The sequence below is a fragment of the Janthinobacterium sp. SUN211 genome (assembly GCF_030587315.1).
GTDB classification, from domain to species: domain Bacteria; phylum Pseudomonadota; class Gammaproteobacteria; order Burkholderiales; family Burkholderiaceae_D; genus Janthinobacterium; species Janthinobacterium kumbetense.
Window position 1 is genome coordinate 1,010,343 of record NZ_JAPWIC010000002.1, and the last position, 13,551, is coordinate 1,023,893.

At 63.5% G+C, this 13,551-nt stretch carries 15 protein-coding genes; 5 read left to right on the top strand and 10 right to left on the bottom strand.

The window, feature by feature from the left end; translation table 11 throughout:
* Window position 1: 1 nt before the first annotated feature.
* Window positions 2-1,159, bottom strand: a complete 1,158-nt coding sequence (locus O3301_RS10300; protein ID WP_099667201.1) for an iron-containing alcohol dehydrogenase — start codon at window positions 1,157-1,159, stop codon at window positions 2-4.
* A gap of 142 nt (window positions 1,160-1,301) precedes the next feature.
* Here O3301_RS10300 and O3301_RS10305 point away from each other — a divergent pair, with 142 nt between their 5' ends.
* Both O3301_RS10305 and O3301_RS10310 read left to right on the top strand, forming a co-directional pair.
* Window positions 1,302-1,607, top strand: a complete 306-nt coding sequence (locus O3301_RS10305) for a hypothetical protein (protein ID WP_034750230.1) — start codon at window positions 1,302-1,304, stop codon at window positions 1,605-1,607.
* 125 nt (window positions 1,608-1,732) lie between these two features.
* Window positions 1,733-2,212: an Imm26 family immunity protein gene (locus tag O3301_RS10310; protein WP_099667202.1), complete on the top strand. Its 480-nt coding sequence runs from the start codon at window positions 1,733-1,735 to the stop codon at window positions 2,210-2,212.
* Window positions 2,213-2,250: 38 nt separating this feature from the next.
* Here the strand turns inward: O3301_RS10310 and O3301_RS10315 are convergent, their stop codons facing one another.
* Genes O3301_RS10315 through ompR form a run of 3 tightly spaced genes read right to left on the bottom strand, consistent with a single transcriptional unit; the run spans window position 2,251 to window position 4,467 of the window.
* Window positions 2,251-2,373, bottom strand: a complete 123-nt coding sequence (locus O3301_RS10315; RefSeq protein WP_354670183.1) for a hypothetical protein — start codon at window positions 2,371-2,373, stop codon at window positions 2,251-2,253.
* Between the two features lie 20 nt (window positions 2,374-2,393).
* The gene (locus O3301_RS10320) at window positions 2,394-3,752 is read right to left on the bottom strand and encodes a sensor histidine kinase (protein WP_077406916.1); all 1,359 of its coding nucleotides are present in this window, start codon (window positions 3,750-3,752) and stop codon (window positions 2,394-2,396) included.
* A 13-nt stretch (window positions 3,753-3,765) separates the two neighbouring features.
* On the bottom strand, window positions 3,766-4,467 hold the full coding sequence (gene ompR, locus O3301_RS10325; protein ID WP_223278807.1) for a two-component system response regulator OmpR: 702 nt from the start codon (window positions 4,465-4,467) through the stop codon (window positions 3,766-3,768).
* 264 nt (window positions 4,468-4,731) lie between these two features.
* Here ompR and O3301_RS10330 point away from each other — a divergent pair, with 264 nt between their 5' ends.
* Together O3301_RS10330 and O3301_RS10335 are read left to right on the top strand one after the other, a co-directional pair.
* A complete protein-coding gene (locus O3301_RS10330) occupies window positions 4,732-5,121 on the top strand; it encodes a hypothetical protein (RefSeq protein ID WP_099378341.1) in 390 nt (129 codons plus the stop codon).
* Between the two features lie 160 nt (window positions 5,122-5,281).
* Complete coding sequence (locus O3301_RS10335) at window positions 5,282-7,141, top strand: flagellar assembly protein A (protein WP_305056295.1); 1,860 nt, start codon at window positions 5,282-5,284, stop codon at window positions 7,139-7,141.
* 9 nt (window positions 7,142-7,150) lie between these two features.
* Here the strand turns inward: O3301_RS10335 and arfB are convergent, their stop codons facing one another.
* The gene (gene arfB / locus O3301_RS10340; protein ID WP_034749850.1) at window positions 7,151-7,549 is read right to left on the bottom strand and encodes an alternative ribosome rescue aminoacyl-tRNA hydrolase ArfB; all 399 of its coding nucleotides are present in this window, start codon (window positions 7,547-7,549) and stop codon (window positions 7,151-7,153) included.
* A gap of 196 nt (window positions 7,550-7,745) precedes the next feature.
* Here arfB and O3301_RS10345 point away from each other — a divergent pair, with 196 nt between their 5' ends.
* Window positions 7,746-8,228 carry a chemotaxis protein CheW gene (locus tag O3301_RS10345; protein WP_077406904.1) on the top strand — a complete coding sequence of 161 codons (483 nt, stop codon included), beginning with the start codon at window positions 7,746-7,748 and terminating at the stop codon, window positions 8,226-8,228.
* A gap of 39 nt (window positions 8,229-8,267) precedes the next feature.
* On the opposite strand, the gene O3301_RS10350 is transcribed toward O3301_RS10345, so the two are convergent.
* The 5 genes from O3301_RS10350 to O3301_RS10370 form a co-directional block, all read right to left on the bottom strand.
* The gene (locus O3301_RS10350; protein WP_289897235.1) at window positions 8,268-10,265 is read right to left on the bottom strand and encodes an ATP-binding cassette domain-containing protein; all 1,998 of its coding nucleotides are present in this window, start codon (window positions 10,263-10,265) and stop codon (window positions 8,268-8,270) included.
* A 48-nt stretch (window positions 10,266-10,313) separates the two neighbouring features.
* Window positions 10,314-11,204, bottom strand: coding sequence for a 50S ribosomal protein L3 N(5)-glutamine methyltransferase (prmB, locus tag O3301_RS10355; protein ID WP_289910767.1), 891 nt, complete (start codon window positions 11,202-11,204; stop codon window positions 10,314-10,316).
* 56 nt (window positions 11,205-11,260) lie between these two features.
* On the bottom strand, window positions 11,261-12,397 hold the full coding sequence (gene dapE, locus O3301_RS10360) for a succinyl-diaminopimelate desuccinylase (protein ID WP_305056296.1): 1,137 nt from the start codon (window positions 12,395-12,397) through the stop codon (window positions 11,261-11,263).
* A gap of 48 nt (window positions 12,398-12,445) precedes the next feature.
* A complete protein-coding gene (locus O3301_RS10365; protein ID WP_099667207.1) occupies window positions 12,446-12,802 on the bottom strand; it encodes an ArsC family reductase in 357 nt (118 codons plus the stop codon).
* A 139-nt stretch (window positions 12,803-12,941) separates the two neighbouring features.
* Window positions 12,942-13,550, bottom strand: a complete 609-nt coding sequence (locus O3301_RS10370) for an RES family NAD+ phosphorylase (protein ID WP_305056297.1) — start codon at window positions 13,548-13,550, stop codon at window positions 12,942-12,944.
* Between the last annotated feature and the right edge of the window lies 1 nt (window position 13,551).

Here is a 13,551-nt window from a genome sequence, read left to right on the forward strand (position 1 = left end):
TCTACAGACTGAGTTCCAGCACCTTGCGGCTGACGGCGGGCGTCACTTCGCGCTGTTCGCCCAGGGCCGTCATGCCGTGCGCTTCCAGGGCGGACACGACGGCGTCCACGCTGGCGTGATTCAGGCCGTAGTCGGCCAGGCGCGTCTTGACGCCCATGTGGCGGAAGAAGAATTCCGTGCGCGCGATGGCGGCCTCGATGCGGCCATCCTCGTCGCCGCCGTCCAGGCCCCACACGCGGGCCGCGTATTGCAACAGCTTGGCGCGCTTGGCTTGTTTGCGCACGCGCAACATGCTGGGCAGGATGATGGCCAGGGTTTGCGCATGGTCGAGCTCGTACAAGGCCGTCAATTCGTGGCCGATGGCGTGCGTGGACCAGTCCTGCGGCACGCCCACGCCGATCAGGCCGTTCAAGGCCAGGGTGGCGCTCCACATCACGTTGGCGCGCACGTCGTAGTCGTCCGGGTGCGACAGGGCCTTCGGGCCTTCTTCGATCAGGGTCAATAAAATGCCTTCGGCGAAGCGGTCTTGCACGGACGCGTTCACAGGGTAGGTCAAATACTGTTCCATCACATGCGCGAACGCATCGACGACGCCATTGCCCACCTGGCGCAGCGGCAAGGTGAACGTCTTCGACGGGTCCAGCACAGAGAATTTAGGATAGACCTTGCGGCTCATGAACGAGCGCTTTTCCTGCGTGGCCTTGCGCGTGATCACGGCCGAGCCATTCATTTCGGAACCCGTGGCCGGCAAGGTCAACACGGTGCCGAAGGGCAGGGCGGCTTCGACGATCTTGCCGCCTTTGGCCAGGATGTCCCAGGCCACGCCTTCGTGCAGGGCGGCCGCGGCGATGAACTTGGTGCCATCGACCACGGAACCGCCGCCGACGGCCAGCAGGAAATCGATGCGCTCGCTTTTCACCATGGCCACGGCCTGCATCAGGGTTTCATAGCTGGGATTGGGTTCGATGCCGGCAAATTCCAGCACCGTATGGCCGGCCAGCGCCGCCTTGACTTCATCGTAGACGCCGTTCTGCTTGATGCTGCCGCCGCCATACGTCATGAGCACTCTGGCCTGGGGCGGGATCAGCGCCGTGATGGCGGCGATCTGGCCCTGGCCGAAAAGGATTTGCGTCGGATTGTAAAAGTCGAAATTGAACATGGGGCTCCTGCCGCTGAGGTTTAGGCTGTTGCTGAGCCATGATTATGGCCGAATGGGTGGAAACGTGCCGTGGACGCTTGAGCTTTTCGTCCGCGCGGTGGAGAATGCAGCCGATGTCACCACCACGCGAAAAGGAATGCGCATGACCACCGTCCCACTGGAAGAATCCGGCCTGCCGGCCACCGCGCTCGACATGCACCGCGCCATCGGCGCCACCATCGCCGCACTGCAGGCGCTGGACTTGAACAGCCAGCGCTTCGAGGCGTGCACGGACCCGGAACTGCGCCGCGTGCTCGCGCATGCGGGCGACACCAGCCGCAAGGAAGCGGCCATGCTGCTCGAATGGATGCGCCGCCGCGACGCGCGCCTGGACACGGCCATGAAGGAAGCGCTGTTCAAGGCGGGGCCGATTGTTGCCCAGTATCACTATGACGAGAAAATATTGTAACTATTGGTTTGTTGCTGTGGCGTACCATGCGCCACTTTCGCATCGCTTCGCGTAGACTGTGCCCCTAATTAAATTTAACGTCGGATAGCAGCGGCTGTCCGGTGTATTTCAGGGGGCTTCAAGAAATGAGATCATTACCATACCGAGAAGGCAGCTGGTTTGCCGTGCCCTTGCCGGGCGGCGGCTATGCCGTCGGCGTGGTGGCGCGCAGGGCGCCTGCCGGGCGCATCATGCTGGCGTATATGTTCGGGCCGAAGCGCGACAGCTTGCCCACGCTGGAAGAGCTGGAAGGCTTGCGCCCGGAACAGGCCGTGCGCCGCCTGCGCACGGGCGACATGGCCCTGCTCAACGAGCGCTGGCCCCTGCTGGGCGACAGCCGCCACTGGGAGCGCGACGCCTGGCCCATGCCGGCCTTTATCCGCCGCAATGAATCCTTGCAGCGCGCCTGGCGCGCCAGCTATGCGGATGCCGACCCTGCCAAGCTGAACCGCGAGGAATCGATTCCCTTCGATACGCCGGGCATGGAAAGCGATTCCCTGTACGGCTATGGGGCGACGGAATTGTTAATGAATAAATTGCTGGCGCAGGAACAGGCATCCGCCTGAGCGGCAGGGAACGGCACAGCTATGCCGTTCCCGTCCGTTTATGCCGCTGGCAAGCTGATCTGAAACGCGAGGCCGCCGCCTTCGCGGTTGCGCACTTGCAATTCAGCGCCGTGGCGCAGCAGCACGCGGTCGACGATGGCCAAGCCCAGACTATCGTCCACCTGCCTGCGCCGTGTGTCTCTTACGCCGCTGGCAAGCTGATCTGAAACGCGAGGCCGCCGCCTTCGCGGTTGCGCACTTGCAATTCGGCGCCGTGGCGCAGCAGCACGCGGTCGACGATGGCCAGACCTAAGCCTGCGCCATTTGCCTGCCCGCGCGCCGTGTCGAGGCGGGTAAACGGCTTCATCAGCTGCTCGATCTTTTCCGCCGGCACGCCCGTGCCGTGGTCCTGCACCTCGATGATCACCTTTTTCGCGCCGTGGCTGGTGCGCACCTGGCAGGCGATGTCGATTTCCGTCACGTCGCTGTCCGGCGTCTTGCCATAGCGGCGCGCATTCTCGATCAGGTTGTTGAGCACGCGGCGCAGGTCGGTGGGGTTGCCCATCGCATGCGCGCCGTCGGCGATGCTGGCGTTGATCTTCACGTCCGGCAGGCGCATCGCTTCGCGCGTCATGTCGTTGAGCAAACCGCTGAGGTCGACGTCGGTAAAGCTCGACGCCTCCGTCGGCCTGGCATAGTCGAGGAACTGGCCGATGATGGCGTCCATTTGCCCGATATCGGACTGGATGCCTTCGCGCGCCTCGTCCGACAGGTTCGCCATTTCCACTTCCAGCTGCATGCGCGCCAGCGGCGTGCGCAAGTCGTGCGAAATGCCGGCCAGGATCACGGCGCGATCCGATTCCACCTGTTTCAGGTCGTCGACCATCTGGTTGAAGCTGCGGTTCGCCTCGATGATTTCGATCGGGCCCTTTTCCGGCAGCGGCGCCGGCTGCTTGCCCTTGGCGATGTCGCGCGCGGCCGCCGTCAAGCGCGACAGCGGCAGATTGATCAGGCTGGAAATGATGGCCGCGCCCAGCAGGGACAGCAGGGACACGAGGCTGGCCCAGCCCAGCCACTGGAAGCCCGTCAGGCCGCGCAGGCGCTCGCGGTCCAGCATCAGCCAGTACTCGTCGTCGTCGATCTTGAAGCTGACCCAGAAGCCGGCCACGCCGTTGACGCGCGCGGAAAAGCGCGTGTCCTTGCCCAGCTTGGCCTTCACCAGCGCCTCGATGTCGGGCATCAGGTAATTGTCGGGCGGCGGCTCGATGCGGTCGTCTTCTTCCAGCGAGAAGATGCGGATGCCTTCATTGCTGACGAGGTCGAACAGCAGCTCGCGCCGCAGTTCGGGCGCCGAGTGCGTCAAGGCCGCATGCGTGATGGTGACGACGGAAATGATTTGGGCGGAAATCTGCTGCGCCTGCGGCTCGCGCTGGATGAAGGAAATCATGCTGAACCACGCGATCATGCTGACCGTGGTCAAGGTGCCGAGCAGCAAAAAGGTGCGCCAGAACAAGCCGCTTTTCAGCCGCGCCAGGCTGATATCGGGAAAAAGCTTCATCATGCCTCGCCAGCGATCAGCGCGGCTGTCCGTCCGGGATGAAGACGTAGCCGAGGCCCCACACGGTCTGGATGAACAGCGGGCTCGACGGATCAGGCTCGATGAGTTTACGCAGGCGCGAGATTTGCACGTCCAGGCTGCGGTCGAACACTTCGTATTCGCGGCCGCGCGCCAGTTCCATCAGTTTTTCGCGCGACAGGGGCTGGCGCGCATGGCGGGCAAACACTTTCAGCACGGAAAACTCGCCCGTGGTCAGGGGCACCGTCTCGCCATTCTTTTTCAGGGTACGCGTGCCCAGGTCCAGCACGAAGTCGCCGAATTCGAAGGTTTGCGGCGTTTCCGACGGCGCGCCCGGGATTTCATCGGGACCCTTGCGGCGCAGCACGGCGCCGATGCGGGCCACCAGCTCGCGCGGATTGAACGGTTTCGGCAGGTAATCGTCGGCACCCATTTCCAGGCCCACGATGCGGTCCACGTCTTCGCCCTTGGCCGTCAGCATGATGATCGGCGTCTGGTCGCCCGCGCCGCGCAGGCGGCGGCAGATCGACAGGCCGTCTTCGCCTGGCAGCATCAGGTCGAGCACCAGCAGGTCGTAGCGTTCGCGCAGCCACAGCTTGTTCATGGCCGTCGCGCTCTCTGCCGTAAAGACATTGAAACCCTGTTCGGTCAGGTAGCGGCGCAGCAGGTCGCGCAGGCGCACATCGTCATCGACCACCATGATTTTTGCCTGGTGGCCGTGGATCGATTGCGTTGGTGTGTTGCTGCCGGAAGTGGAGGTTGTGGTCATTTAGGGTGTCGTGTTATCTTATATTAGTTGCTATAGTAACGCCTCGCGCGGCGTCGGCAAGGGGCTGTGGCGACCCATTACAAAGTGTTACAAACTTTACCCAATTACTCTTACTGCACCGTGTAAAGCATCATACACTGGGGCCACAGTGGAAATCAGCTTTAAGTTTATACGGCATCGCGGAAGAGGAACTCAATGAATATCTTTACTAAAAAAATTCACGCCGCTCCCAGCGCAGCTATTGCCGCACGTACAACTGTGCTGTCCGCATTTGCCGTTTGCTCCGTGTTTGCCGCCAGCCTGGCGTCAGCGCAAAACCAGCCGCCGCCACGCCGTGACGACCAGCAGCAAATGCAGGCTCAGCGGTATGAACAGGTACAGCGCACCAGCAGCAATGATACGCGACTGCGCGAACAGCGTGACGCACGCAGTTTCGACACGCGCGCCGAAGAGCAGCGCCGCGCCAACGAAGGCGCCGACGCTTCGCGCCGCACGGGCCGCATGACGCCCGACGAGCGGCGCGACCTGCGCCGCCAGATCAACGAAGTGGGCCAGGATATCTATTCCAACCCGCCGCGCCGCTAGGCAGCCATCCCCCCCTCCGACAGGGCCATCTCGCAAGACATGGCCCTGTTTGCATCTGGCCGCATGCATTGTTGCTGAGTCAGGCACACGGCCCCGCCCCGTGATATTGTTCTAGTGCACGGAGGCAATTCTTTGAAATGGCTGCTGGGGGAGGCAAGGCGTGAGCGACGACGACACACCCGTTCCGGATGCGGTCCCCGCAGGCGGCTTGCCGCACGGCCTGGTCCAGCGCGACGAGGGCGTGTTCCTGGACCTGTCGCTGGCGCCGGCGCAGCTGCGCGCCGCCGTCGACCAGCTGTTCCAGTCGGGGCAGTTGCTGGCGGGCCTAGATTACGGTTTGTTCCTGCTGACCCTGTTCCATGCGCCCGCACCCCGCGCCGCGCCCAAGGGCGATGCCTTGCTGCGCATCGCCGTGCGCGTGGCGCCATTCCCGCCCCCGCGCCGCGCGCTGTATAAACAGGTCAAGATCCGTGGCGACAGCGCCGAGTTTTACTTTGAAACCTTGCCTGCCGACGCGGATGGCCAGGTGCCGGCGCGCCGCGAGTTTGACGAGCTGGTGGCTGACTTGTGGTGCAAGGGCGTGCACTACGGCATCGATAGCGTGGCCGTGCGCGCCATGCTCGCCAGCGGCAAGGCCGAGCGCATCACGGTGGCGCGGGTGCTGCCGCCGCAGCCGGGGCGCGACGCCCAGCTGGTCGAAGTGTCGCAAGGCATCCACCGCGACGACGCGCCGCGCGAACGTTCCGATGGCCGCCTGGATTTGCTCAGCTTCAAGAACCGCTTCCCGCAAGTGAAAAAGCACGCGCGCCTGCTGCGCCTGCTGCCCGGCACGCCCGGCTTGCCAGGCTATGACCTGGCCGGCAAGGCACTGCCGCCGCCCGCGCCGCTGGAGCTGGACCTGGCTGCGGTGGCGGGGCCAGGCACGTCGGTCGAGTATTTCAGCGATGGCGCTTTCGTCGTCGCCACCATGGATGGCTATGTGAATGTCGATGAACACGGCAAGATGTCGATCGAAAACAAGATCGTCAGCCGCGAAGGCGTCAGCAGCCGCACCACGGGCAATCTGAAGCTGCGCGCCGCCTATGAGGAGTATGGCGAAGTGCAGGAGCAGCGCCAGCTCGACGGCAGCGACATCACCATCCATGGCGACGTGTATGGCCATCTGCACTCGCATGGCGGGTTGATATGGCTCAAGCGCAACCTGGTGGGCGGCACGGCCTTCAACGAGCACGGAGACGTGCGCGTCGAGGGCGTCGCCTCCGGTTCCGTGCTGCAGGCGCTGAGCGGCGAAGTGCATGTGAAGCGGGCCGAAAGCTGCGTCATCGCTGGCACGCGCGTGGTGATCGACAGCGCCAGCAATTGCGAGATCATCGCCGACGAGGTCGTCATCGAACTGGCCGAAGGCTGCGCCGTGGCGGCGCGCACCATCCGCATCGGCAGCGCCGGTCCCCGCAGGCAGGTGGAAATGCTGCTGTTCCCCCTCGTGCCCGACTTGAGCGCGCTGGAGCAAAAGATCGGGGAAAGCCTGGCGAAGGCGGCGCAATTCCTGCAGGTGCAGCACAAGCGCCAGCAGGAAATCGATGCTATCGCGCAATTACCCGAGGTGCGCAACTACCTGACCCTGGCGGGCCAGCTGCGGCGCGGCGAATTGCAGCTGCAGCCAACGCAGCAGCTGCAGTACGACAAGCTGGCCGCACGCATCGCTCCCGTGCTGAAGGAGGTGGCGCGGCTGCGCGTGGAAGTGAAACAGTCGGAAATCCTGCACGCGCAGATGCTGGCGCTGGTGGAACAATTGCGCCAGGAGCGGCAGGCGACGGCGGGCCAGTCGCGCTGCACCCTGGGACTCGTCGATGGCGAGACGACGGTGCGCGCCCTCGTGGTGCCGCCCGGACCGGCCAAGGTCTACGACCGGCCGCCGAAAGAAATCAAGGCCCTGCTGCGCAGCGCCACGCCAGCCACGCAGCCCGTGTTCGCGGACAGCACGGGCAGCCTGGACTGGACGTATGCGCCGCCGCCGTAGTTACCGTAGTTAATCCGTGACCTTGCCGCGGGACTGCTTGAGGACGCTGTGCGTGCTCTTGCTGTCGAGGCGGCGCCGCTGCGAGCTGCGCGTGGGCTTGGTGGCGCGGCGCACGGCGGGCAGGAAAGTCACGCTGTCGATGATTTCCTGCAAGCGCCGCAATGCCTCTTCCTTGTTCTGCTCCTGGCTGCGCGACTGCTGCGCCTTGAGCACCAGCACGCCATCCTTGCTGATGCGGCTGTCGCGCAGGGCCAGCAGCCGTTCCTTGTACGCTTCCGGCAGCGACGAGGCGGCGATGGGGAAGCGCAAATGGATGGCGCTGGACACCTTGTTGACGTTTTGCCCGCCCGGGCCCTGGGCGCGGATGGCGGAAAATTCAACTTCAGCGGGGTTGACGAGGTGTTGCATGGCCTGCCTGTTGGGGGGGAATGTCGGTATTGTAAGGGAAGATGGCTGCGCCGGCGCAAGGCGGGGCGCCGAGGTCAGGCTGGCCTTCCGGGAAAGTTGAGTTTTCTCAACGCCGCCTGCGGCGATGCTGGTTAGCATGGGGCCAACGTTGCGCCACTGCGCATCCTGGCAGCGCTTACCGGATGAAAGGAACACCATGCAGCCCACGACCACGCCTGGCGCCGCAACCGCGCAATACCTGACGCAGTACTTGAGCTTCCGGCTGGGCGGCCTGGAATACGGCCTCGATTACCGTTGCGTGCGGGAATTGCGCCCCCTGAAGGAACTCGACCGTTTTTCCTCGGAAGGGGAAGTGCTGCACAGCGTGGCCGTCTCGCGCGGCGTGATCATTCCCATCGTCGACATGCGCGCCGCGTTCGGCAGCGCCCACGGCGCGCCCGACCCGGCCACCGACGTGATCATCCTGCAGCTGAGCAATGGCGTGATGGGCATGGTGGTCGATGGCGTCACCGATATCGTCAGCCTGGCGCCCGCCGACATCGCCGCCGTGCCCGGCCTGGGCGAGACGGAAGCCGATTACCTGCTGGGCCTGGGCACGGTGGCGGGACGCCGATTGATCCTCGTCGACATCGACCGCCTGATGGCGATCCGCAGCCCCAGCCCCATGCAGGCGGCATAAAAAAAGACGACCCGGGAGTCGTCTTTTGTCGCTACTGCATTAACCGAGCTTTTCGAGTTGATCTTGCAGATCGAGCCACTCCGCTTCCAGCTGCGCCAGGTCCTTGGTGAAGAAGGTCTGGTCGGCCAGCAATTGCTTCAGCTTGGCCTTGTTGGCCGCGTCGTAGATGGTCGGCTCGCCCAGCTTGGCGTCGGTTTCCGCCTTTTGCGCATTGCGCTTGGCGATCTGCTCTTCCTGGCGCTTGATCTTGTTTTCGATCGGCTTGCGCAGGGCGGCTGTTTTCTGGCGCTCTTCCGCTTCCTTGCGCTTGTCGCGCACGGGCGCGGCAGGGGCGGCAGCTACCGGCGAAGGTACGGAAGACGTCACGGGGAAGTCCGTCTTGTTGGCCTTGCCGGCGGCCGGCAGCACGTCCGTGCCTTTGCCCAGCTTGGTCTTGAACAGCCAATCCTTGTAGTCGTCCAGGTCGCCGTCGAACGGTTGCAGCTTGCCGTCGGCAACGATGATGAATTCGTCGGTGGTGGCGCGCAGCAAGTGGCGATCATGGGACACGACGACCAGGGTGCCTTCGAACTGGGCCAGCGCTTCCGTCAGCGCTTCGCGCGTTTCCAGATCCAGATGGTTGGTCGGTTCATCGAGCAGCAGCAGGTTAGGACGCTGCCAGACGATCAGGGCCAGCGCCAGACGGGCTTTTTCGCCGCCCGAGAACGGTGCGATCGACGCGGTGACCATGTTGCCTGGGAAGTTGAAGCCGCCGAGGAAGTTGCGCAGTTCCTGCTCGCGCACGGTCGGGGCGATCTTCGCCAGATGCCACAGCGGCGATTCGTCGTGGCGCAGCATTTCCACCTGGTGCTGGGCGAAGTAGCCGATGTTCAGGCCCTTGCCCATGGTGGCGTCGCCCGTCAGCGGCATCAGTTCGCCGGCGATGGTCTTGATCAGGGTCGATTTGCCGGCGCCATTCTGGCCCAGCAAGCCGATGCGCTGGCCGATCTGCAGCGAAAACTTGATGCCGTTGACGATGGTTTTATGCGTGATTTCGCCCGTCGCTTCGTTCTCGATCTTGTAGCCCGCATCGACGTCTTCCATCACCAGCAGCGGGTTCGGAGCCGACAGCGGCTCGCGGAATTCGAACGAGAATTCGGCAGCGGCGCGCAGTGGTGCCAGTTCTTCCATCTTCGCCAGCGCCTTCATGCGGCTTTGCGCCTGACGGGCCTTGGACGCTTGCGCCTTGAAGCGGTTCACGAACGATTCCAGATGGGCGCGCTTGCGCTGCTGCTTTTCCAGCGCGCCGGCGGCCAGGATCATCTGCGCCGCGCGTTGGCGCTCGAAGCTCGAATAGTTGCCCGAGTAGCGTTTCAGCTTGCGCTCGTCGATATGCACGACCACGTTGACGACTTCATCGAGGAAGTCGCGGTCATGGGAAATGATCAGCAAGGTGCCGGCGTAACGCTTGAGCCAGTCTTCCAGCCAGATGATGGCGTCCAGATCCAAGTGGTTGGTCGGTTCATCGAGCAGCAGCAGGTCGGACGGGCACATCAGCGCTTGCGCCAGGTTCAAACGCATGCGCCAGCCGCCGGAGAAACTGGCCACAGGTTGCTGCATCTGGTCCAGGGTGAAGCCCAGGCCCAGCAGCAATTGCTCGCCGCGCGATTGCACGGTATACGCGTCGGCATCGGCCATGGCGCTGTAGATTTCGCCGATGGCGATACCGTTTTCCGACGTGGCAGGCTCCGATTCCAGGCGCGCCAGTTCCGCTTCCAGTTTGCGCAGGGTGACGTCGCCATCGATCGCATAGTCGAGCGCGGCACGGTCCAGCGGCGGCGTTTCCTGCGCCACGTAAGCCACGCGCCACTTGGCCGGGAAATCGATCTCGCCCTGGTCAGGGTGCAATTCGCCACGCATCATGGCGAACAGGCTCGATTTGCCCGCGCCATTGGCGCCGATCAGGCCGATCTTGTCGCCCGGATTGAGGGTGACATCGACTTGTTCGAGCAACGGTTTGATGCCGCGCATCAGGCTTACTTGTAGGAAACGTATCATTTTTTTCTTTGTGTTGTAAATTAAGGCGCTGCGCGCTGACGCCAGCGCTTATACCAGCTTGAGCTGCTCGGCCGTCAGCAGGAAGACCATGTCGTCGCCTGCGCTCGTCGTCAGCCAGGTCAGGCCCAGTTCGCCGAAGGCCGCTTCCGCGTATGCGCGTTCGTTGCCGATTTCAATCATCAGGATGCCGTCATCCGTCAGGCGCTCGGCCGCGCCGGCGATGATCTTGCGCACCAGGTCCATGCCGTCGCTGCCGCCGTCGAGGGCGATTTGCGGTTCGGCCAGGTATTCCTGGGGCAGGGCGCCCATCGACGCGGAATTCACGTACGGCGGGTTGCTGATGATCAAATCATATTTCTTGGCCGGCACGTTCGTGTACAGGTCCGATTCGATCAGGGTGACGCGATCCTGCAGCTTGTACGTGTCGACGTTGCGCTTGGCCACGGCCAGCGCATCGGCGGAAATGTCCACTGCGTCGACCTGGGCGTTCGGGAAGGCGTCGGCCATCATGATCGATAGGCAGCCCGAACCGGTGCACAGTTCCAGGATGTTTTCCACGGCTTCCGGTTCCGCCACCCACGGCGAGAAGTATTCAGGGATCAGCTCGGCGATGAAGGAGCGGGGCACGATCACGCGCTCGTCGACGTAGAAGTTATACGTGCCCAGCCAGCCTTCCTTGGTGATGTAGGCGGCCGGCACGCGGTCGATGCTGCGGCGGTCGATGACGCTCATCACGCTGGCCACTTCCGACGGCAGCAGCTTGGCGTCGAGGAACGGTTCGAGCTTGTCGAGCGGCAACTTCAACGTGTGCAGGATCAGATAGGCCGCTTCGTCGAACGCTTCGGCGCTGCCGTGGCCGAAAAACAGCTTGGCGGTATTAAAACGGGTAACGGCGTAGCGCAGCAGGTCGCGTGGCGTGGAAAACGGGTTCGGGGTCATGGCATTCTCGAAAAGACGGTGTTCTGGCCCGCCGTGACGGGCCTCGGTATTCTGGTTCAGACGGGCAGCAAATGCTCCAGGGTGCGCCGGTAAATATTCTTCAGGGGATCGATGTGGCGCAGTTCGATGTGCTCGTCGATCTTGTGAATACTGGCATTGGGCGGCCCGAATTCTATCACTTGGGGGCAGATTTGCGCGATAAACCGGCCATCCGAGGTGCCGCCCGTGGTCGACAGCTCCGTCGCGAGGCCCGTTTCTTCCAGGATGGCGGCCGACAGCGCATCGCTCAAGGTGCCGCGCGGCGTGAGGAAGGGCAGGCCGCTCAGGGTCCACTGCAAATCGTATTGCAAGTCATGCCGGTCGAGGATGGCGTGCACCCGTTCCTGCAATCCCTCGGCCGTGCTGGCCGTGGAAAAGCGGAAATTGAAGTCGATCACCATGTCGCCCGGAATCACGTTGTTCGCGCCCGTGCCCGCGTTGATATTCGACATTTGCCACGAGGTGGGCAGGTAATACTCGTTGCCCGCATCCCATTTTTCCTCGACCAGGTCGGCCAGCGCCTGCGCCGCTTCGTGGATGGGATTCATTGCCAGGTGCGGGTAGGCGATATGGCCCTGCACGCCCTTGATCGTCAAACGGCCCGACAGCGAACCGCGGCGGCCGTTCTTGATCATGTCGCCCAGCCGCGCGCTCGACGTCGGCTCGCCCACCAGGCAATAGTCGATCTGCTCGCCCCGTGCCTTCAGTTGCTCGCACACGATGACGGTGCCGTCCGTGGCCGGGCCTTCCTCGTCGCTGGTGATCAAAAAGGCGATCGAACCCGTGTGCTCCGGCGTGGCGGCGATAAATTCCTCGCAGGCAATTACCATGGCGGCGATCGAGGTCTTCATGTCGGCCGCGCCACGGCCGTACAGCTTGCCGTCGCGGTGCGTGGGAATGAAGGGCAGCGAACGCCATTGCTCGACGGGGCCGGTCGGTACCACGTCCGTATGGCCGGCAAAGACGAACACGGGCGACGTCGTGCCGCGGCGCGCCCACAGATTGGTGACGTCGTTCGACTGTATCGTTTCGCAGACAAAGCCCAGCGGCGTGAGGATATCGATCAGGTGCTGCTGGCAGCCCTTGTCGTCGGGCGTGACCGAGGACAGGGCGATCAGTTTTTCGGTCAGGGCGAGGGTTTTGGAGGTGGTCATGGGTAAGGTCGTGCCGGCAACATCGTTCCGGTGGTCAACTAAGTATGGTTACAGCGAGAAAAGGGTCTGGTACTGCGCATCCGAAAACGCCACGCTGAACTGGCCATCCTTGTCCAGCACGGGGCGCTTGATGATGGACGGGTTTTCCAGCATCAGCTCCAGGGCGCTGGCCGCGTCGGTGATCGATGCTTTGCGCTCGTCGGACAGGGCGCGCCAGGTCGTGCCTTTCTTGTTGACCAGCACGTCCCACGGCAATTGCGCCAGCCACGCCTCGACGGTGGCGCGTTCCAGGCCCTGCTTCTTGAAGTCGTGGAAGGTGAAATCGAGTTGCTGCGCGGCCAGCCAGGTGCGGGCCTTTTTGACGGTATCGCAGTTGGGGATACCGTAGAGTGTAATGGTCGTCATGGGTAGGGCTAAGGGGGTATGAATGCGGTTCGCTTGATCGCGGCGCTTGCGCTGGCGCGATATGCGATGTCAGCCGACATTATACAGTCGATGCGCAGTCGATGCGGCAGTGCAACAAGGTTGCATGTTCATGGCAGGTTCAGGACCAGGCGCTGCGGATGCCCAGCAGCGTGGCGGCCTGGCCGAAGTCCGGATGGACCGAGAGCGGCGTGGCGGATACCATCGCGAGCTTGGACGCGGCGCGGTGGAACAGCACCAGGGCCGTTTCATCGTTTTTGTGGCGCGACATGTAGAGCATGCCGTCGACGGTGTCCGGATGTGCATGGATGGCCGCCGACCATGTCTTGGTCGTCTGGTACGACGATGTGCCGCTGAGCCCTCCATGGCCGCCCAGTTTTCTGAGGGCGGCGCCTGTCAGGTCGGCCAGGATGAGCGTTTCCCCCGTGAGCCGAATGACAAAACGCGCCCGAATCACGGCCAGTTCGATCACGAAGCGGTTATGGATGGGTTTGCGGTCATGCAGCAAGGTTTCAGCGAGGGCGACGGCCAGCGAACTACCCAGATAGCAGGTACCGAATCGGGTCGCCGCCTGTGGATGGGGATCGTCGAAGCGGTAGGTGTTTGCCCTGCCGAAATACGGTTCGCCCGTGGCATGGCCGGAGATCCGGTACAGCGTGGCGGGATCGCAGCGCGCCGTCTGCAGCGCTGCGGGCAGTTGCGGCAGACGGGGCAGGCGCAAGATTGCCACG